The sequence below is a fragment of the Dyadobacter luticola genome (assembly GCF_005860805.1).
GTDB lineage: Bacteria > Bacteroidota > Bacteroidia > Cytophagales > Spirosomataceae > Dyadobacter > Dyadobacter luticola.
In genome coordinates this window covers 1,102,512-1,121,206 of record NZ_VCEJ01000004.1, presented here as the reverse complement: position 1 = coordinate 1,121,206, position 18,695 = coordinate 1,102,512, and the positions used below count along the sequence as shown (strand labels likewise).

Below are 18,695 nucleotides of genomic sequence, written 5' to 3'. Positions count from 1 at the left end.
GAGATCAGTCATGCTGGAACATGGCTGGTCTTTTTTTATTATGGAGGAGAATAGTTTTAGGTCATAGGCTCTGTTTTTGGTGAAAACTATTTACAACCCTTTCCTTTGATGGTCACCAGGTTATCGGTAATCTCAAACTGGGCGTCCAGCGCATTGCAGATCACTTCCAGCTTCTCTCTAAAAGGTTGTCCGATCAAAGTCGCATTCAGCGGACAGTTGCCCAATTTTTCCTTATCATATTCAATACGAACATTATAGGCTGATTCGAGCACCTGGAAAACCTTCGAAACCGGCGTTTCATCAAACACAAACTGCTCCCTGGAAACATCTTTGTCCGAAGATGCCGGTACCAGGTCGCCAGCAAGTTTTGTGATCTTTCCGTTTTCGCGTGAAAAAGCGATTTTCTGGTCGTGGCTGAGTGTAATACCTTTTAATTCAGGCTTATCCAGTTCTTCGTCGGTTTTGGTCTTGTCTAAATTATTCATTGAAAAAACAGCCACCGTACCCGTCCTGACCTCCACCTTCACATCCTTACTGCCTTCCGGCGCATCGATCGTGAAACTCGTTCCCAGCACTTTGGTCGCCAAACCGTAGCTGTATACCAAAAATGGTTTCTCTTTGTTCTTAACGATTTCAAAAAATGCTTTCCCTGTCAATGTTACCTCTCTTCTTTTTGCATTTGAAGTTTCGGAGTAACTGAGCCGCCCGCCGGGTTGCAGTACTACGGAGCTGCCGTCACTCAGAAGAATGGTCATCGGCTTTTCCGTATCATTAAATTTCTGGATCAAGGCTGCGGGAATTTTATTTGCAACGGTCAGCAGTTCAGGGCTTTTACCATTTCCGGCACCTTTGTAATAAAACCAGTAACTCACGGAGCCAATGCTCAAAATCAATGCTGCTGAAGCTGCCACGCGTACCCAACGCCATCCCGAAATCACTTTTCTATCAACAACCGGCAGTTGTTCAATCGGTTGCTGCTCCTCCTGCATGTGGCTTTCCACAATGCTCCACATTTTTTCGCTCTGGTTCCGGGAAGGCTCCTGCCGACCGGTATCCTTTGCCAGCAAAATCACATACTCCCGCGCCGCTTCCACCGTCTGCCTTTTTTCAGGATATTTTTCAAGAAAAAGCTGCCACCTGGATTCGCTCAGCGAGTCGGGGTGCATAACCCATGAAATAAAGTCATCGTTACGGATCAGCTCCGTGAGCGAGTAAGGATCATGCTTCATGATAAATGGGGGCGTTGTCGTCTTTCAAAAAGAAAGAGCGGGGATTTGGAGATTTGACCCCTTTAAAATGAAAATTTTTTCAAGAAAAATTCTAAAAGGCGAGTAACATGCAGATAATCAGACTTGAAATAATCAGGATTTGCCGATTTTGTCTGAGAGATGTTAATGCTTTGTAAATGAAGTTGCGCACTGATTTATCGCTGACACCCATAATCCCTGCAATTTCTTCAATGCTGAAATCGTCGAAATACCGCAACGTCAATGCTTCAATCTGGCGCTCGGGCAGGTTGGCGAGCATTTCGCGGACACGTTTGGCACGGATGGAGGATGATTCCAGATCGATAAGTATGCTTTCTGAGTCGGCAAGATTTGCGGGTGTGTCTTCGTCATCCAGAAGTGTCAATTCCTGCGTAATTGGAAATCTATCCTGAGCTAAATGTATCCTTCTTCTCAGTGCCCGGTAAAGATAAAATTTGACGGAAGTTACATTTTCGGTTAATGTGCCCCGGAGCCGCCAGACGTCGATAAACACATCCTGGACGGCATCTTCAATGATTGCGGAATTTGTAGAAAGCTTGCTTCCGTAGTTGTACAAAGTCCGGTGATATTTCTCAAAAATGACCGTAAAAGCCTGCTCATCCCCCGCACGGATTTCCTGCCATAGTTGCTGGTCGGTCTTGTCCCCAGTGAAGGTATCCAACTTGATCACCGCTCTTTGTTGTTTGCTAAGAAAGTATAAAGCTAAATATTTATATTTAAAATACTATTTAGTGAGTTGCCTTTCGCGGGATTGGATTTGATATGAGAATAAAAAAGCGCGGCGCCGAAGGCGTCGCGCTGCATAAATATGGGACGATTATTGCAGATTATCTTTCACTTCCTGCACAAAGTCAACAGGAACACCTGCAAGACGGGCGATTTCATCAACTGAGAATGAAGTTTCTTTAAGAAGATTTTTTACAAAAACTTGATTTCGCTCCATCCGGCCTTTTTCCAGACCTTCTTCTTTTGCTACGTAAATCACTGCTTCCTCAATGCTCATAGTTGTGCTTTTTTCTAATGTAGTGATTTCAGACTCAAACAGTTCATTGTATTCATCACTGTCGAACCTGACATAAAATTTCAAAAAATTCATCAGCTTTCCAATTTTGTATTTTGAAAACTTGCTGTTCAACAGTCGTCTGGCAAGCTGAGTTTTAAAGTCGTACAAATCCTGCTGACACACTTTTTTGGCCATCAAAGCAGCCTTTACCGTCAAGATTACCTGCGCAAACGGATTGTCGCTCGCCTCCAAACATTCATCCGAATAATCCAAAATCTTAACCGAATTAAACTCAAAACAAAGCCTCATCCCCAGAAATGCTTGCTCAAATTTACACGGCCGGAAGTTTTGGTTTTCATCCGTCAGGATTGCAAATGCCGTGGTTCGCTTCCGGTATTTGTCCCAGATGCGGTAGTAGTAAGTGAACATTCGAGCAGCAAACTGCTTGTCAGGAAAACCCTGCACTTCAATGTGTACCAAAATCCATTCTTCATCGCCCTCAATGGTATAAACTTTCACAAGCTTATCCGCATACCGTGATGCAAACTGATCGTCCTCCGGCGGGAAAAGTTGTTCCAGCTCCTTATCGAGGTACACAAATGGTTTTGTAAAATCGAAGACCTCGTCTGCCTCCGGACAGAAAAAGCGCAGAAAGTCGTCGAAAATATCTTCGAGGATGGATTTCCAGAGAATGTCGTTTCTGTTCACAAAAAAAAAGGATGTTTGAACGTTTAGACGCTCCGACATCCTTTTGGTAACGGAATTTTCCGATGTATTTTTTACAGCTTCCCTAATTCATAGATCAGGCTTTCTGTTTGCTCGACCGAAGTAGCCGGAAAATTCGCAATCCGGAGCTGTGAAGCTTTGAACTGACCATAACCGCTGCCGACTACCATTCCCTTTGCCTTCACGGCCTTGATAATATCCGCCGAAAGTGAAATTGTATCGGTAACAATCACCGTTTGCGAGCGGCTCGCTTTATCTTTTACAAATGCTGAAAAACCCGTCGCTTTATCAATAAACTTATAAAGCATGGAAGCTTTTTGCTCCGTCTCTTTCCGAATGTTCTTTACACCAATCCGATTAAAATCCTCCGCAATTTTTCCTAACAAATAAATCCCCATCACATTTGGTGTTGCCGGAGTTTCATTGTTCAGCGCATTTTTCCAGAGCGTCGGCAAATCATTGTGCGCACCGATCGAATATTGCGTTTTGATGTACTCTGCCTTCTCCAAACATCTTTCACTTACAATCCAAACCCCCAAACCGGCTGGCATACCAAATGCTTTTTGCACCGAAAAAAACGCAGTATCGATCAGGCTATAATCCAGTTCAGGATAGGGCGCGGACGACACCATATCCACGGCAATGAATTTAGTCGGATGCTTTTGCTTCAACTTATGGATTTCAGAAACCGGCATTTGTACGCCTGAACTGGTTTCATTGTGCGTCACACAGATTAGCTCCGCATACTGGGGTACTTCAATTTCACTCGCTATAAATCCTTCACCCATAGGTTTTTCCAACTTATGGGCATATTTATTCAGCGCATTGGAGTAGTCGTAAAACTTTTTCGAAAACGAACCATTTACCAAATGAAAACTTTCCAACTCTACGCAGCTGAACAAAATCCGCTCCCAAGCCTCGGAAGCAGACCCGAGGAAGAGAATCGCATGGGTATCAGGCACATTCAATAAAATCCGCAGCTGGTCTACGGTGAATTTATGTAAATCCCGGTACTGCTGACTGCGGTGAGAAATCGAGCCAAGCTGCTCACTTACAAATGTTTGTAAATGTTTCTCAAAGGTTGGATAAAGCTGCGCAGGGCCGGGGGTAAAATAGGTTAGTGACATTTTTGAAAATTAATAAAGCATTCTAAACCTGATCGTTCCTTCAATTTCCTTCACTTCCTGAATAAATTCCTCATTATATCCCTTCGCAATATCCACGATCACATAACCAATATGCTCGTTCGTTTTAAGATATTGACCGGTGATGTTAATGTTATTTTTGGCGAAAATATGGTTCAGTTTCGCCAACATACCCGGAATGTTAGCGTGGATATGCAGCAAACGGTGCGAATCTTTCAGCTTTGGCAACTGTACCTCAGGGAAATTTACGCTGCCGTAAGAACTACCGTTATTCATGAATTCCAGCAATTTGGAAGGCACAAAATGACCGATATTTTCCTGCGCTTCCTCAGTACTTCCACCGATATGCGGCGTCAGGATCACATTTGGCAAGCCGGCAAGTTCGCTGATAAATGGCTCATCATTGGTTTTGGGCTCAGTCGGGAAAACGTCCACGCCGGCTCCCGCCACTTTTCCGCTCTTTACCGCCTCGGCTAGCGCGTGAATGTCCACGACATGCCCCCGGGACAAATTCAGAAAAATCACGCCATCTTTCATCAGGTCAAATTCACGTTTCCCGATCAGGTTGGTATTTTCCTTCCTGCCGTCCACGTGCATACTGATTACATCCGAAATCGCGAGCAGCTCTTCCAGTGAATTCACTTTCTTGGCATTGCCTATCGATAATTTTTCAACTTCATCATAAAAATGCACCTCCATCCCCAGCGCCTCGGCCACAACCGAAAGTTGGGTACCAATGCTGCCGTAGCCCACCATACCCAGTTTTTTGCCCCGGATTTCAAAGCTGCCGCTCGCCGATTTATCCCAAATTCCCTGGTGCAATGAGTTACTTTTTCCAACAATGTTACGGATCAGTAAAATCATCTCTCCCACCGCCAGCTCCACCACCGAGCGGGTGTTGCTATAAGGTGCATTGAAAACCGCAATACCACGCTGCGCCGCTTCTTCCAGGTCAATTTGATTGGTGCCGATGCAAAATGCGCCGATTGCCATCAGACGGTTTGCATTTTCCAGAACACGCTTGGAAATCGTTGTTTTGGAGCGGATACCGATGATCGAAACATCCTTAATCTTCTCGCAAAGCTCATCCTCGTCCAATGCACCTTTGATAAACTCTACATTAAAACCTTCACTTTCGAAGGCCTTCAATGCCGCAGGGTGTACGTTTTCGAGCAGTAAAACTTTGATGCGGCTCTTTGGATAAGATTGACTTCTCGCCAACTTATTATCATATAAAAAGTCGTCAAACGAAGTGGCAATATGGTCCGCAACTGCCAGCACGCGAGGCCTTTCCACATTTTCTGTAAATGCATAAAAGCGGTTTGCAAGCCCGGAAGCCTTTAATTCATAATCCGTATACCCGTCGCCGATCGCGTAAACGTCGCCCGACAGGTTCAATGCTGATAAAATTTTGATTTTTCCGCCGTCCATCGACAGCACATTGTCTTCGTCGATGCCGATAATGTTGCCTTCTTCGTCGAAGATAAATTCGTTGGCATAAACATGATCCGGAAGAATGCCCAGACTGGTCGCCACCGGCACGATAAACTCTTTAAATCCGCTCGATACGATAAAAATCTGCTCCGCATTTTCGGTCAGAAACTGGGCGTTTCTTTGAAAAGAATCCGAAACCTTTGTCCTCAAAAAATCAACCAGGCTGTCGATATGCGACCGGTTGGCTTTCAAAAGTGCGATTCGCTGGCGCAAACCCTCGGCAAACGACATTTCACCATTCATCCCCTTGTTCGTAAGATCCGAAATCTTCTGAACGATCTGGTCCCGCTCGGGATGACCTTTCAAGGCGATTGCAGCGAGCTCGTCCAACCCTTCCACTTTCGTAAAAGTGCTGTCGAAATCAATGATAATGTATGGTGCCGGATTAAGTGTTAATGTGGACATGAAGCAGGAAATAACTGAATAATCGAGTTAACTTAAATAAATGTCTATCGGTCAGTTTGTCTTGTGAAGTGCTGCGGGCAGCAGGAGCTGCTTCGTGCCGCAAAATTACAAATCTGTTTCCGATATGACGCTAACAAAATAATCTTTGGATTGATTTAATGTCGGATTGAATTGCAGTGATAGGTTCGAAAAGTCATGGATTGTATGGAAATAGTCATTTTTCTGCCTGATCCTCACTAAAAAATTCAAGCGCAGCCTTTTCAGACCAGTAGAAATCATCAACCAGTTTGGCAGGACGAAATCCGCAATGACCACCGCCGCGCGTGATCATCAGGGTAATGTTGGGGTTCTTTTCAATGTCTTTGATAGGCAAACTTTCAACCGGGACGATGGGATCATTTGCTGCATGGACAATCATGGTAGGGATTGCTATATCTTCTACGAAATGCATAGAACTGCATTGCTCATAATAATCGTCGGCGCTTTTGAAACCGTGGATCGGCGCAGTATAATGATGGTCAAAATCATACAATGTGCGGATCGTGTTTTTGTCTTTCAATGTGATCAAATCCGGAAAAACCGCTGCTTTGGACTTCACTTTCGGATTCAATGATTTCAGAAAACGGTGCATATAAATGCTGTTCTGCGGCTGGATAATAGCGAGGCTGCAAGCTTTCAAGTCCATCGGCACGCTGAAAACCATCGCTTTCACAATTCTTCTATCGATACCTCCACCCTGCTCGCCCAGAAATTTGAGTGTCAGGTTACCTCCCAGACTAAATCCGGCCAGGAAAATTTCCTGGTATTTTTTAGAAAAAGCATGCTCAATCACATGATTTAAGTCCTCGGTCGCGCCGCTGTGATAAAATCGCGGAGCGTTATTCATCTCGCCGCCGCAGCCCCGGAAGTTCCAGGCGAGGCAATCGAAGCCAGCCTGGTTCAGAATCTTCACCATCCCCAGAATATACTGGCGGGTACTGTTTCCTTCCAGGCCGTGAGAAAGGATCACCAGCCGCTCAGAAGGCGCTTTACCGGCGTACGACCAGTCGAGATCCAAGAAATCTTCATCCTCTGTTACAATTTTTTCACGGGAATATTTTATTCCGCTCACCTTCCTGAAAAGTGCGGGATAAATGCTCTGAAAATGCCCATTAGGCAACCATTTGGGGGAAATTGGCTCTTCTGAATATATGATGGGCATGCCTGGGTGACTGTTAAATTATTAAGAATTAATCTAAGTGACGAAGCTTTTGTCTTGTTTATATTTTTTTTCTACATACATTTGATTTTTAAAAATATAAGATCAATTCTAATGGCAGAAGGTACAGTTAAGTTTTTCAATGATTCCAAAGGATTTGGATTCATCCAACCAGCATCTGGTGAAAAAGACATTTTCGTTCACGTTTCAGGTCTTCAGGACGACATTCGTGAAAACGACAGAGTGACTTACGACGTAGAAAATGGAAGAAAAGGACTAAACGCAGTTAACGTTCGCGTTATCTAATTTTAGTCATAACAAGACATTTCGAAAGCATGCAGCCGAGCTGCATGCTTTTTTTGCGTCCTTACTTTTTCCGTTGCATTTCCTCGTACGCTTTCTGAATGTCTTGGTTTTCAGGCTCTATCCGCATCGCTGCCCGCCTTTTTTCCAAATCGCCCATCCATCGGTAAATCCAGGAAAATCCTGCATTTCCGTGATAGTAATCTTGTGACTGATAAACCGGATCGCTCATCGCGTCAGCCAGACTGATGAAGTTATATTTCTTTTCCTTTAACTTTTTCACCAGCAAAGGCAGGTAATCTGTATTTAGCCGGTTGTCGTGGCAGAGATAAATTTGTTTGATCGGCTTCCCGTAATGTGCCACAGAAAGACTGTCAAAAAAATCAAAACGCTTCAATGTCATTTGAATAAACTGGTTGCCGATTGAAGCAGCGAGCTTTTTATTCCCCTCACTCAGCGCCTTTTCGTAAAGCTGGGTGTACAGCCAGTCCTCATTTTCAACTGTAAAAGGCGTGCTGATATAATGTTTCTCCATCAGAAAACTTCTCATTTTCGACTGTTCCAGACTATCCCTCCCGGTTGCATTGAAAGGAAACCGAAAATATTCCAGCTTCTTTCCGGAGCCAGCCAGGATTTCTTGGGTCACTTTTTCTCCTTTTACCACGTCTTCCGAAAATGCTTCAAAGCCGATCTCGCCATAATTCGGGTGTGAAAAACTATGATTTCCAGCCGTCACAAAGTCTTTTGCAAGCCAGGTTTTCAGCAGATTTTTATTTTTTTCAAAATCCCCGGACGCAGACAAATGTTGTTCATTAATAAAGATCGCCACCGGCAATTTCATCGAATCCAGCCGGCTGAGCAGCTTTGAAGAGTTACCGTCAGCCGTAAATAAACGCACATTCGGGACGTCGTCGATCGTGATCGAGACGCTTCGTTGTTGTGCAAAACATAACCGGGCAGCAAAGGTTTGGGCCGCGAACATCGCGACCCATAAAAGCTGGATTTTCATATGTTAGCTTGGGATGCGGTCGCGGCCCTGACGCTCGAACATCCACTGCGGATATTCCGGTTTAAGCTTGCTGATCTCGTCCAGCTTAGCAAGATCCCCCGCAGTCAGTACCACCGAAGTGGCGGCAATGTTATCTGCCAGCTGCTCAGGCTTTTTCGCACCGATGATCACGCTGGTTACCGCTTTCTGATGCAGCAGCCACGACAAGGCAATTTGTGCCACTGACACACCATGCGCCTCTGCAATTGGCTGTATTACGTCAATAATGTCGTACGCTTTTTCTTTATCGATCGGAGGGAAATCGAAGTTATCGCGGCGGTTATCCCCGCTGGTTTGGTTGCCACGCGTATATTTCCCGGAAAGAAAACCGCCTGCCAGCGGGCTCCAAGGCATTAATGCCAGATTCTGGTCCTGCATCATCGGCACTAATTCCCTTTCCAGCTCACGACCGGCGATAGTATAGTAATGTTGGCAAGCCACAAATTTGGTCCACCCATTTTTCTCTGCAATTCCATTGGCTTTCATAATCTGCCAGGCAGCGTGGTTGCTGACCCCAAGGTACCGCACTTTTCCTGACCTTACCACGTCTTCCAAACCACGCATGGTCTCTTCCAGCGAAGTTTCAATATCTACCCCGTGAATGTAGAAAAGATCAATATGATCGGTACCAAGCCGCGACAAGCTTTCCTCAACCGAATCCATGATATGCAGCCTCGACAAGCCGATCTGATTTGCGCCCGGTGCCATTCTTCCGCGCACTTTGGTCGCGATCACAACTTCACTTCTTTTGATACCTAGATTCTTAATCGACTGGCCCAGAATCGTTTCCGATTTACCATACGCATACACATTGGCGGTATCAAAGAAATTGATTCCGCTGTCAAGAGCGGTTTTTACAAGTGCCTGACCTTCGTCCTGCTGCAATTTTCCGATCGCCTCCCAGTAGCCTTCGCCGCCGAAGGTCATGGTACCAAAACACAGTTCGGAGACGAGCACTCCGGTATTTCCAAGAAATTTGTACTTCATTTTTTTAAGAGTTTAGTTAATTAATGAGTGAATTTTTATTCAAACAAATCTTCGGAGCGCTCCAACATTAAGATGGAAGACTGCTGAACAATCACATATTTCTGGCCGTCGTATTCGAGATCGATGGCATTGCGCTGTAAATAAATTGCCAGATCGCCTTCTTTGGATTGCAAAGGCATATACTTCACCTTTTCTTCCGTTTCCTTCCACGGCTCCTCTTCCACTGCCACTGGAATCGGGTACCCGGGGCCAACTTTGATCACATATCCGCTTTGGACCTGCTCTCTTTCCGTCACGGTCGGAGGCAAATATAGGCCGCTGTTTGTGCGGTCGCTGGGGCTTTTGGGACGTATTAAAACACGGTCACCTACTACTATGAGACTTTTTAACCGGTTGTCAGAAGTTACTTCGTACATTTTTATTGAAAACGTTAATCTTGAAAATAGGACAAATCATCCCGGAACTTCGGTAACAAATAATTGTCTGCAAATGTGCTCGTATCTGCCCCTAAAATTGAAAGTATATAAACTGATTTTCTGTAATGACGCCAAAAAAATACGTCAGAATTGCAGTCAGGGGAAATAATATGAAGAATAATGTGGTACTGCGCGTCGGGATCTTTTCGTAATAATGTTCTTTCACTAAAAGAAATACGATCAGGAATACGCAGAACCACATTTCGACAACATTGAATGGGGAAAGGATTTTGTCGGAAAGCGATAGTTTACCAATGCCTCTTAAAATGTCAAAAGAGCGGCTGATGCTGTTCCGGAAGAAAACCCAGGTGAGGGTGACCAGCAGGAAAGTCAGTATCCGGTTAATGATCTTAATAAATTCACTTTCAGGCATTTTCACGCCCGCGTTCCCCAGAACTTTGTCCCGGATCGACGCAGAGATCTGGTACAATCCATGCAAGCCACCCCAGATTACAAAACTCCAACTCGTGCCGTGCCACAAGCCACTTACCATAAAGACAATCAGCTGGTTACGGTATTTCATCAGGTCGCCTTTCCGGTTTCCACCCAGCGGAATGTACAAATAATCACGAAACCAGCTCGACAGTGAAATGTGCCACCGTCCCCAGAATTCTGCAATCGATTTGGCTTCATAAGGCGACCGGAAGTTGTCCATCAAAGTAAAACCCATCACCCGAGCTGCACCAATTGCAATGTCGGAGTAGCCTGAAAAATCGCAGTAGATCTGGAAAGAATAGAAAATGGCGGCGGTCAGCAACGTCAAACCATTGTGCTCCGTACCCGGCGCGTAAGCATAGTCGACCATCATAGAGAGCCGGTCGGCGATGACCATTTTTTTGAAAAAACCGAAAGCCATCTGCATTAACCCGCTCTTTACCAGTTCAAAATCATATTTGAAATAAGTATGAAACTGGAAAAGCATGTTTTGCGGACGCTCGATTGGGCCGGCCACGAGCTGCGGGTAAAACATCACATATAAAGCGTAAATCCCGAAATTCCGCTCGGCAGGCTGATTTCCGCGATACACTTCAATGGTATAGCTCATCGCCTGGAATGTGTGGAATGATAATCCGATCGGCAGTAAAACGCGTCCGTCGCCGGTGGTGATCCAGTCGGCTATCTGGCTGGGGATCATGCGCGTCAGCGGCGGTACCAGCGGGCGCAGGTGCATGCTGCCAAGAATGTGGTTGACAGAATCCTGTAAAAAATCGTAGTATTTGAAAAACGCGAGGATACCAATGTTCGAGATTAAACTGATCACCAGCAGCAATTTCCGCTGCTTCTGATTTTCCGATTTTTCAATCCAAATCCCTGCATAATAGTCGATTACGATCGTCCCAAACAGGATCAGAATAAATATTGGCTTGAAAACCAGGTAGAAGTAGCAGCTGGTAACGAGGAGGAGAATCCAGCGACCTTTCCACGACAGGCTGAAATAAGCCAGCGTAACGACGATGAAGAAAATTAAAAATTGGATCGAGTTGAAAAGCATCAGATCAAACGTACTCGCGGTTAACTATTTCCTCCTTAATGATAAATAAAGGCCGGTTTTTAGATTGAAAAAAGATGCGCAATACATATTCGCCGATGATGCCGAGCGCCAGCAGCTGTACGCCGCTGAACAAAATGATCACAAAAAGCAGGGAAGTAAAACCTTCAATGACGTGCGCAAAAAACATTTTCTTGACCACGACAATGATAAAATAGACCAGGGAAATAAGGATCGCCAGGATTCCCATACGGCTCATAAACTTGATCGGAAACTCGCTAAAATTAAAAATACCATTGTAAGCGAGGTTAAAAAGCTGTTTGAAAGAATATTTGGACTCTCCGGCTGCCCGCGCATCACGTTCATACTCAAAGCCCACCTGCTTGAAACCGATCCAGGAACGCATTCCTCGGAGGTACCGGCTTTCTTCCGGCATTTTATTGAGGACATCCACTACCCTGCGGCTTATTAAGGCAAAATCGCCGCTGTCGAGCGGGATTTCTACATAGGAGATTGAGCGTAAAATCCTGTAAAAGAAGTGATAACCCATGCGTTTCACGACACCTTCCTTGCGTTTTTTGCGCACGGCATACACCACATCATTACCTTCCTGCAATAATTTATAAAATTCAGGAAGCAACTCGGGCGGGTCCTGCAAATCACCATCGATCACAAAAAGTGCTTCTGTGCCGCGGGCTGTGGAAATCCCGGCTGTCAGAGCCAGCTGGTGGCCGTGGTTCCTTGATAAGAAAACACCGTGATAGCGTTCGTCGGTTAATGCAAGCTGCCTGATTCTGAGCGCAGTATCGTCCCTGCTGCCATCATCCACGAGCACAACTTCTATGGTAAGCGGACTTGAATCCATCAAAGCATTGATTCGCTGAACCAACAATGGGAAAGATTCGGATTCATTGTAGAGGGGTGCAACAATGGATATTTGAGGGGTTTTCAATGTGCGTCGGTTTTCGATGGGACCTATGGCGGCAAAAATACACCTTTCAAAGTATTATCGAAACATTCATTTATTTATGGGATTGTGATCTTTCGCAGGACACCGCCACCGGTTTTGTCCCCGTTTACATGCACAATTCCGATCTCATAGGTGTCCGGCAGCAGGGATGTATTGGGAATGAGGACGTCTGCACCTTTGTCATATTGCATGAAAATGTTCCTGCCCGAATACTTGTGCTGCTCCATTTTAAACAGGTAAAGTCTTGCCCGGTTTCGTACAAACACATATTCGCCGCTGTTCCGGGCATAAGAAATCCGGTTCTCGGTATCATTCACGTAAATGGCCAATCCGCGGTCTTCGATCTGGATTCCGCTCATTTTGGAAATGTCCCCGCTAACCATTTCAGCCTGGCGGGCGATCAGCCTGCCGCTGGCCGGGTACTCGTAAACGCCGCGCTTCACCATATCTTTCATCATCGAATCCACATACATGGCACTTTTAGAATAAGGCACATGGCCCAGGCCGTAACCATTAAATTCCTGATTATAACCGTTTACGGTGTAATATTTATTCCTTTCGGAAATCACAGGCAAGTAACTGTACATTGAAATCGCCCAGATCATTACGCCAGCTGCCACGGCTATTTTAAAGCCGGTTTCTCTAACATTCACTTTCACGGCAGTGCTGATAAATGCGAGGTAGGCGACCGTCAGAAAAAGCGCGGGATAGATTTTATAATTACTGACAATCATCACAAAAAAGCCAAACCGGGGACGCAGAAGGCCGATCACCAGGCCGTCGACCAGCAAAAAAGTCACGATACCCACCAGGAATGTCTGCAATATTTTAGCATTATCCGGATTTTGATTTGCCCAAACCGGAAGGTTTTTTGGCCAGCTGAAAGTGGTTTTCAGCCAGGGAAAAATCCGGCGCAGCAGCCAGATTGTCACCCAGATCATGACTAAAAAACCCATTAAAACCGGAAGAACTGAACGCGTAAAAATGGCTTTTTCAGGAAAGAAATCGAATAAACCGCCGAGGAAGGCGAAGAACCCGAGGACACTTAAATGTGGGTTTTTGAGAAAAAAGTCGACGCTAGATTCATTTCCCTGGGCCGACATGCCATAAAAATAAAGTCCCACGGCCACCACCGCGACCACGCACCAGACTGCTACCTGCTTATACCTCGAAGCCAAAACCAGCACGACCACACCCGCAGGCCAAACAAAAATCCCGCTGCTCATCGCGAATGTGGCAAAAATTGCTGCTAACATTCCCGGTAAAAAACGGTTTTTAGCCAAAAGGAACATAGATAAGCTGGCAAAGAAAACCACCGGTGGATGCTGCAAAGCGCATATTGCCCACAAAAATGCGAGGTGGAATTGCAACTGGAACATTAAAAAGGGAACTGGCAAAAAGTACCACCAGCTGAGCCCGCTGCTTTTGAATGCGCGCCAGAACAGATACAATGTCCCCAGCATAAAACTGGAACCGGCAATGTGCAGTAATGTGAAATTGAGGTGCCCGGTAACCCAGTAGTAAAGCAATGTAACCAGCTTGCCGATCACCATCCGGTGCTCATTGTTGGGCTGGAAAAGCAATTTAAGCCTCGTAGCGAAATCCGGCTCAGTGATCCATTTGTGCAAAAAATCAGAAAAAGGATCGAAATCGTCGTACCAGGGCAGGTTGACAGAATAATAAAGAATGACGAAAATCCAGACCGCGATGGGTACGGCCATGAAAATGCCGTAAAAAAGCCTACTGTTTTTGCTCACTGTCTGCATTTTTCACGGAAATAACTTTCTTGCCAAAATACCCCGCCATGCATTTATTCCACCAGGAATTGGTATCTGTTTTAATGTCGTCGTCCACAAAAATCGAAAGCGGCTTGACCTGGATCAGCGGCAGGGCAACATTTTCTTCTTTGGCGTTTTCCAAAATGGCGTAGCGCTCAAACATTTCCCTATCGAAAGCAGCAGCTTTTCCCTGTAATAAATCTGTGTAGAGCATGTGAATGTTGATACTCCGGTAAGTGGCAAGCACCACCGATACCACCATAATCGCATACAAAACGCCGTAGCGGACTACTGTGAAATGGAAGTAATCGATCTTGCGCTTTTTGAAATAATGAAAAACCACGCCGATCAGGTAAAACCAGCCGATCAGGAAAAAGAAATACACGCAGTTGATCACCCGCGCAGCCGGATCGATGCCGACTCCATAATAGTTAGGAAAAAGTTGCGCCGCCAAAATGCCTACAACCAGCAGCAAAGCATACCAGACCGGGATTGAAAAATAGTTGCGCGCACCTTCCGAAACTCGCGAAAGGACAACCAGCCAGGCGACCGAGAAGAACAAAAGCGGTGTCCTGAAAAGCCAGTCAAATATCAGTTTTGCAAGGAATTTGAAGGAGGAAATGGTTGAAAAAGGAATGTTGCCGCCGAGCGGGTTAGTTCCGATCCGCGCATCGTTTCCCGGCGCGGCAAAAAATACGTAGCAGGAAAATAATGCGACCGCCAGCATTGCAATCATAAAACCATCCACTTTCCGGTGATAAATCAGGCGATACACCCACCACGCGCCGATCAGCAGCACCATCGTGAGCAGATTAGGCTCGCTGCAACCCATAGATGCGAAAACCAGAAAGCCGGCGAGGACGCCTACCAATATTTTAGCAGGCTGCGTATCCTGGCGGTACCAGCGCAGCACGAGCACAATCCAAAGCAATGTGGTAATGCTTGGCACTGTGAATGTTACAAATCCGGCCATCCAGTAAAATGCTTCCGCCGTACTCGCCATTCTTAATACAAAAAGGAAGAAAATGACACTGGCAAAACCAATGTGCGCGACGCGGGATAACGTAGGCGTAAGGTGGCGGAAAAGGCTGTAAAATGAGAAAATGGTGCCTCCGATGATAAAAACAGGCAGTATCTTAAATCCGGTGATGGAGTGGAAAAGCAGCGGATTGGTATGGTTGAGGAAAATCCCGAAGTAGCGACCCGTCCAGCCGGTATAGTAGGCTTTCATGGCACCAAACCAGCCCACTTTAAATACGGTATCTATATAGCAATAATCATCGGCTGGGTTGGGATGATTATAGTAGGAAAGTACCAGCATGGGTATCAGCACGACGAACATCAGCAGAATGTTGATGTAGTTGCCGATACTCCTGTATTTTTTATAAAATCTATTCATTGACGGTTTTTTCAATAATGTATCGCGGACGGCCTTTTACTTCCTCGTAAATTTTCCCGATGTACTCCCCGATCAATCCCAGCGCCATCATATTGGAACCGCTGAAAAAAGTAAGCGGCAGCATGGTGGAAGTCCAGCCGGGGACGGTGAAGCCCACGAGGTAAGAAAAAAGGATATAGACCACGATCACCATGGCTACAAAAAAATTGAACACTCCGAAATACAGCACCAGCCGCATCGGGAATGTGGAAAATGAGGTGATCCCGTTCCAGGCGAAGAGCAGCATTTTGCTCAGGGGATATTTCGTTTCCCCGGCCTGGCGTTCGAGGCGGTTGTAAAAAACTTTGTCACTCCTGAAACCGATCAGCGGCACGATGCCCCGCAGGAACAGGTTGATCTCCCGGAAGTTACCCAGTTCTTTCAGCACCCGACGGTCCATCAGTCGGAAATCCGCGTGGTTGAAAACTACTGGCACCCCCATTTTCTGCATTAAAACATAAAATTTTTCTGCCGTAAAACGCTTAAACCAGGAATCCGAGCTCCGGTCGCCGCGCACGCCGTACACGACCATCGCGCCTTCGCGGTGCCTTTCGAGCATGCCGGTGATGGCGTTGATATCGTCCTGCAAATCGGCGTCGATGGTAATAAAGCAGTCAAATTGATCAACATGGGCTTCCAGACCGGCCATGATCGCGCTCTGATGACCGAAGTTCCGGGACAGCCCTACCCCGATCACATTCGGGTCCTGGGCGCAAAGTTCTTCAATGATATTCCAGGTACGGTCCCGGCTTCCGTCATTTACAAAGCATATACGGCTGTCGGCAGCGATCAGGCCCCGATTTTTAATTTCTGAGAAGTAAATGTTTAATTTAGAATACGTCAGGGACAATATCGCTTCCTCATTATAGCAGGGTATTACTAGAAGTAAACGTGCTGGATTCATGGATGCTCCTGTTGTTGAATCGACAAAAATAGTAGTAATAAGTTAATAAGCTCGTTTCGGGCTGATCAGTTGGTTTCCGGCTTCTTTCCTCCCAAAGCGGTATTGACCAAAACCGGATACAGCAGCACCGCCAGCAGGATCAGCAAGGTACCGAGGTAAAACTCCTGGGTCATGCGCTCTTTTTCACCAAAAAAGAAAAAAGCGAGCGCAATGCCATAAACAGGTTCGAGATTGATAGTCAGGTTGATAAGGTAAGCTGAAAAATATTTCATCAGCTGCACAGCCATCGTGCTGGCGTAGACTGTACAAATTAATGCGAGGAATAAAATCCAGATCCAGTCCTTGCCTGCCGGGATAAAAGGCACTTCATTCGTCCAATGTTGCCACTCGGAAATGATGAGGAAAAATAGCGAGAAGAATGTCGCGCCGATCATTTCGTAAAATGTAATCGTGTAAGCATCGATTCTTTGGACGAATTTGCTATTGGCGACAGTAAATACGGCTGCCAAAACTGCCGAGCATAGTGCCAGCCCTAGACCCAGTGCGTGGTCAAATTCAAATTTAAAAACCACATATAACCCTGCAAATGCCAGGATGCCAAGCCCGACTTCCAGCGGACGCACGCTTCTTTTGTTCACCAAAGGTTCTATCAAACTCGTCCAAAGCGAAGTGGTGGCCATACCTGCCAGGCAAACCGATGCTGTGGAAACGCGGGCGGAGGCGAAAAACAGCATCCAGTGCGCAGAGAGCACGAAACCGACGCCGAACAATCTTAGTAAATCGACCGAAGGCGCTTTGAAAGATTTTTGCTTGATGACGATGATCACGCCCAAACCGATCGCTGCAAACAATGTGCGGTACAAAACCAGCGCGACGGGTGAGATAGAAACCAGTAAGCCGACAATTGCTGTAAAACCCCAAATCAAAACCAGAAAATGGAGGTGCAGGTATGCGCGGACGGCTGAGGATGAAAACATTTTAGCGGGGCAATGTTTTATACAAAACCAGTCCTATGCAGGAAAAAACAATGTTGGGAAGCCATACTGCAAACAAGGTATTGATCGTACCCGCCTCGGCAACGCCTTTTGACAAAAGAAAAAAGAGGATGTAAATAAATGCCAGCATAAAGCCCAGCGCAATCTGCCAGCCTACCCCGCGTCGGCTTTTTCTTGCAGATACAATCACTCCGATCGCCGTCAAAATCAAAATTGCGAAAGGCTGGGTGAAGCGAATGTATTTTTCAATCAGGTACACTTCCAGCCCGTCGGCGCCGCGGCTTTTAAGCAGGTCGATGTAATTGTTAAGCTCAGGTAAAGTGAATGTTTCAAAAAGGTTATAGTCACTTTCAAAGTCCTTGGGCGAAAGATTGATCGTCGTGTCGATTTCTATACCCCGGCTTAGCTTTTCACCGAGACTGTCCAATGTCCGGATCTGGTAATTCTGCAAGGTCCATTTGCCTTTTTTGGGCTGCCAGACGATTTTATCAGCATAAAATTTCTGCAAAAGCTTCGTCCCTTTGATGGTTTCCATCGTGAACTTATTGCCCGTTTTGGAAGTGGTATTATAGCTTTCGAGATAGGCGTAAACGTCCGGCGCGATGGTAATGTGCACATTATGACCACTGAAATAGAATTCCTGCTTGACATACGTCTTCTCAAAACTGTTCCGGATCTTATTGGCTTTCGGCAAGACCCAGCCTACCTGAATGAATGTCAGGATACCCAAAACCGACGCGCCGACCATATACGGAAGCAACATCCGCCCGAAACTGATCCCGCTGCTGAGCATGGCAATGATCTCCGTACGCGCCGCGATGCGGGAAGTGAAAAATACCGTCGCGATAAAAACCATCAGCGGACTGATGTAATTGATCCAGTAAGGAATCAGGTTGAGGTAATAATCGATCAGGATTTCGTTGAGCGGCGCTTTTTTATCCAGAAAGTCGTCCACTTTTTCGGTGTAATCGATCATGCAAATGATGAGGACGATCACGAAAGCCACGAAAACGTAGGTAATCAGGAAGTTTTTGATCAGGTAGCGATCCAGTATTTTAAATCTCATGG

General features: G+C 45.9%; 17 protein-coding genes. 1 reads left to right on the top strand and 16 read right to left on the bottom strand.

Annotated elements, in window-relative coordinates; translation table 11 throughout:
• Positions 1–86: 86 nt before the first annotated feature.
• The 6 genes from FEN17_RS15400 to FEN17_RS15375 form a co-directional block, all read right to left on the bottom strand.
• Positions 87–1,229: a FecR family protein gene (locus FEN17_RS15400; RefSeq protein ID WP_138366232.1), complete on the bottom strand. Its 1,143-nt coding sequence runs from the start codon at positions 1,227–1,229 to the stop codon at positions 87–89.
• Positions 1,230–1,320: 91 nt separating this feature from the next.
• Entirely contained in the window at positions 1,321–1,938 is a 618-nt protein-coding gene (locus FEN17_RS15395) for an RNA polymerase sigma factor (RefSeq protein ID WP_229208828.1), read from the bottom strand.
• A gap of 147 nt (positions 1,939–2,085) precedes the next feature.
• Positions 2,086–2,979, bottom strand: coding sequence for an Rpn family recombination-promoting nuclease/putative transposase (locus tag FEN17_RS15390; RefSeq protein ID WP_138366231.1), 894 nt, complete (start codon positions 2,977–2,979; stop codon positions 2,086–2,088).
• A gap of 71 nt (positions 2,980–3,050) precedes the next feature.
• Positions 3,051–4,124 carry an aminotransferase class V-fold PLP-dependent enzyme gene (locus tag FEN17_RS15385; protein WP_138366230.1) on the bottom strand — a complete coding sequence of 358 codons (1,074 nt, stop codon included), beginning with the start codon at positions 4,122–4,124 and terminating at the stop codon, positions 3,051–3,053.
• Positions 4,125–4,133: 9 nt separating this feature from the next.
• On the bottom strand, positions 4,134–6,041 hold the full coding sequence (gene serA / locus FEN17_RS15380; RefSeq protein ID WP_138366229.1) for a phosphoglycerate dehydrogenase: 1,908 nt from the start codon (positions 6,039–6,041) through the stop codon (positions 4,134–4,136).
• Between the two features lie 214 nt (positions 6,042–6,255).
• Complete coding sequence (locus tag FEN17_RS15375) at positions 6,256–7,242, bottom strand: YheT family hydrolase (protein WP_138366228.1); 987 nt, start codon at positions 7,240–7,242, stop codon at positions 6,256–6,258.
• A gap of 111 nt (positions 7,243–7,353) precedes the next feature.
• Between FEN17_RS15375 and FEN17_RS15370 the strand changes: the two genes are divergently transcribed.
• A complete protein-coding gene (locus FEN17_RS15370; RefSeq protein WP_138366227.1) occupies positions 7,354–7,545 on the top strand; it encodes a cold-shock protein in 192 nt (63 codons plus the stop codon).
• 61 nt (positions 7,546–7,606) lie between these two features.
• Here the strand turns inward: FEN17_RS15370 and FEN17_RS15365 are convergent, their stop codons facing one another.
• The 10 genes from FEN17_RS15365 to FEN17_RS15320 form a co-directional block, all read right to left on the bottom strand.
• The gene (locus FEN17_RS15365) at positions 7,607–8,551 is read right to left on the bottom strand and encodes a polysaccharide deacetylase family protein (RefSeq protein ID WP_229208827.1); all 945 of its coding nucleotides are present in this window, start codon (positions 8,549–8,551) and stop codon (positions 7,607–7,609) included.
• Between the two features lie 3 nt (positions 8,552–8,554).
• The gene (locus FEN17_RS15360) at positions 8,555–9,577 is read right to left on the bottom strand and encodes an aldo/keto reductase (protein WP_138366226.1); all 1,023 of its coding nucleotides are present in this window, start codon (positions 9,575–9,577) and stop codon (positions 8,555–8,557) included.
• 35 nt (positions 9,578–9,612) lie between these two features.
• Positions 9,613–9,993 carry a co-chaperone GroES gene (locus tag FEN17_RS15355; protein ID WP_138366225.1) on the bottom strand — a complete coding sequence of 127 codons (381 nt, stop codon included), beginning with the start codon at positions 9,991–9,993 and terminating at the stop codon, positions 9,613–9,615.
• A gap of 91 nt (positions 9,994–10,084) precedes the next feature.
• Positions 10,085–11,545: an MBOAT family O-acyltransferase gene (locus FEN17_RS15350; RefSeq protein WP_138366224.1), complete on the bottom strand. Its 1,461-nt coding sequence runs from the start codon at positions 11,543–11,545 to the stop codon at positions 10,085–10,087.
• 4 nt (positions 11,546–11,549) lie between these two features.
• Positions 11,550–12,494 carry a glycosyltransferase family 2 protein gene (locus FEN17_RS15345; protein ID WP_138366223.1) on the bottom strand — a complete coding sequence of 315 codons (945 nt, stop codon included), beginning with the start codon at positions 12,492–12,494 and terminating at the stop codon, positions 11,550–11,552.
• A gap of 74 nt (positions 12,495–12,568) precedes the next feature.
• A complete protein-coding gene (locus FEN17_RS15340; protein WP_374756671.1) occupies positions 12,569–14,278 on the bottom strand; it encodes a hypothetical protein in 1,710 nt (569 codons plus the stop codon).
• Positions 14,253–15,689 carry a DUF6056 family protein gene (locus FEN17_RS15335; RefSeq protein WP_138366222.1) on the bottom strand — a complete coding sequence of 479 codons (1,437 nt, stop codon included), beginning with the start codon at positions 15,687–15,689 and terminating at the stop codon, positions 14,253–14,255. Before FEN17_RS15335 ends, FEN17_RS15340 begins: the two co-directional genes overlap by 26 nt.
• Positions 15,682–16,632 (bottom strand): glycosyltransferase family 2 protein, encoded by a 951-nt coding sequence (locus tag FEN17_RS15330; protein WP_138366221.1) that lies wholly within the window; start codon positions 16,630–16,632, stop codon positions 15,682–15,684. The genes FEN17_RS15335 and FEN17_RS15330 overlap by 8 nt, the downstream gene beginning before the upstream one ends.
• Before the next feature lie 65 nt (positions 16,633–16,697).
• Positions 16,698–17,609: a DMT family transporter gene (locus tag FEN17_RS15325; protein WP_138366220.1), complete on the bottom strand. Its 912-nt coding sequence runs from the start codon at positions 17,607–17,609 to the stop codon at positions 16,698–16,700.
• A gap of 1 nt (position 17,610) precedes the next feature.
• Entirely contained in the window at positions 17,611–18,693 is a 1,083-nt protein-coding gene (locus FEN17_RS15320) for an LptF/LptG family permease (RefSeq protein WP_138366219.1), read from the bottom strand.
• Between the last annotated feature and the right edge of the window lie 2 nt (positions 18,694–18,695).

Bases quoted from the DNA above. Each gene is read 5' to 3' on its own strand.
- serA (WP_138366229.1), bottom strand. From the start codon at position 6,041: ATGTCCACATTAACACTTAATCCGGCACCATACATTATCATTGATTTC.
- FEN17_RS15355 (WP_138366225.1), bottom strand. From the start codon at position 9,993: ATGTACGAAGTAACTTCTGACAACCGGTTAAAAAGTCTCATAGTAGTA.
- FEN17_RS15320 (WP_138366219.1), bottom strand. From the start codon at position 18,693: ATGAGATTTAAAATACTGGATCGCTACCTGATCAAAAACTTCCTGATT.
- FEN17_RS15400 (WP_138366232.1), bottom strand. From the start codon at position 1,229: ATGAAGCATGATCCTTACTCGCTCACGGAGCTGATCCGTAACGATGAC.
- FEN17_RS15375 (WP_138366228.1), bottom strand. From the start codon at position 7,242: ATGCCCATCATATATTCAGAAGAGCCAATTTCCCCCAAATGGTTGCCT.
- FEN17_RS15330 (WP_138366221.1), bottom strand. From the start codon at position 16,632: ATGAATCCAGCACGTTTACTTCTAGTAATACCCTGCTATAATGAGGAA.
- FEN17_RS15365 (WP_229208827.1), bottom strand. From the start codon at position 8,551: ATGAAAATCCAGCTTTTATGGGTCGCGATGTTCGCGGCCCAAACCTTT.
- FEN17_RS15370 (WP_138366227.1), top strand. From the start codon at position 7,354: ATGGCAGAAGGTACAGTTAAGTTTTTCAATGATTCCAAAGGATTTGGA.
- FEN17_RS15360 (WP_138366226.1), bottom strand. From the start codon at position 9,577: ATGAAGTACAAATTTCTTGGAAATACCGGAGTGCTCGTCTCCGAACTG.
- FEN17_RS15385 (WP_138366230.1), bottom strand. From the start codon at position 4,124: ATGTCACTAACCTATTTTACCCCCGGCCCTGCGCAGCTTTATCCAACC.
- FEN17_RS15325 (WP_138366220.1), bottom strand. From the start codon at position 17,609: ATGTTTTCATCCTCAGCCGTCCGCGCATACCTGCACCTCCATTTTCTG.
- FEN17_RS15335 (WP_138366222.1), bottom strand. From the start codon at position 15,689: ATGAATAGATTTTATAAAAAATACAGGAGTATCGGCAACTACATCAAC.
- FEN17_RS15340 (WP_374756671.1), bottom strand. From the start codon at position 14,278: ATGCAGACAGTGAGCAAAAACAGTAGGCTTTTTTACGGCATTTTCATG.
- FEN17_RS15350 (WP_138366224.1), bottom strand. From the start codon at position 11,545: ATGCTTTTCAACTCGATCCAATTTTTAATTTTCTTCATCGTCGTTACG.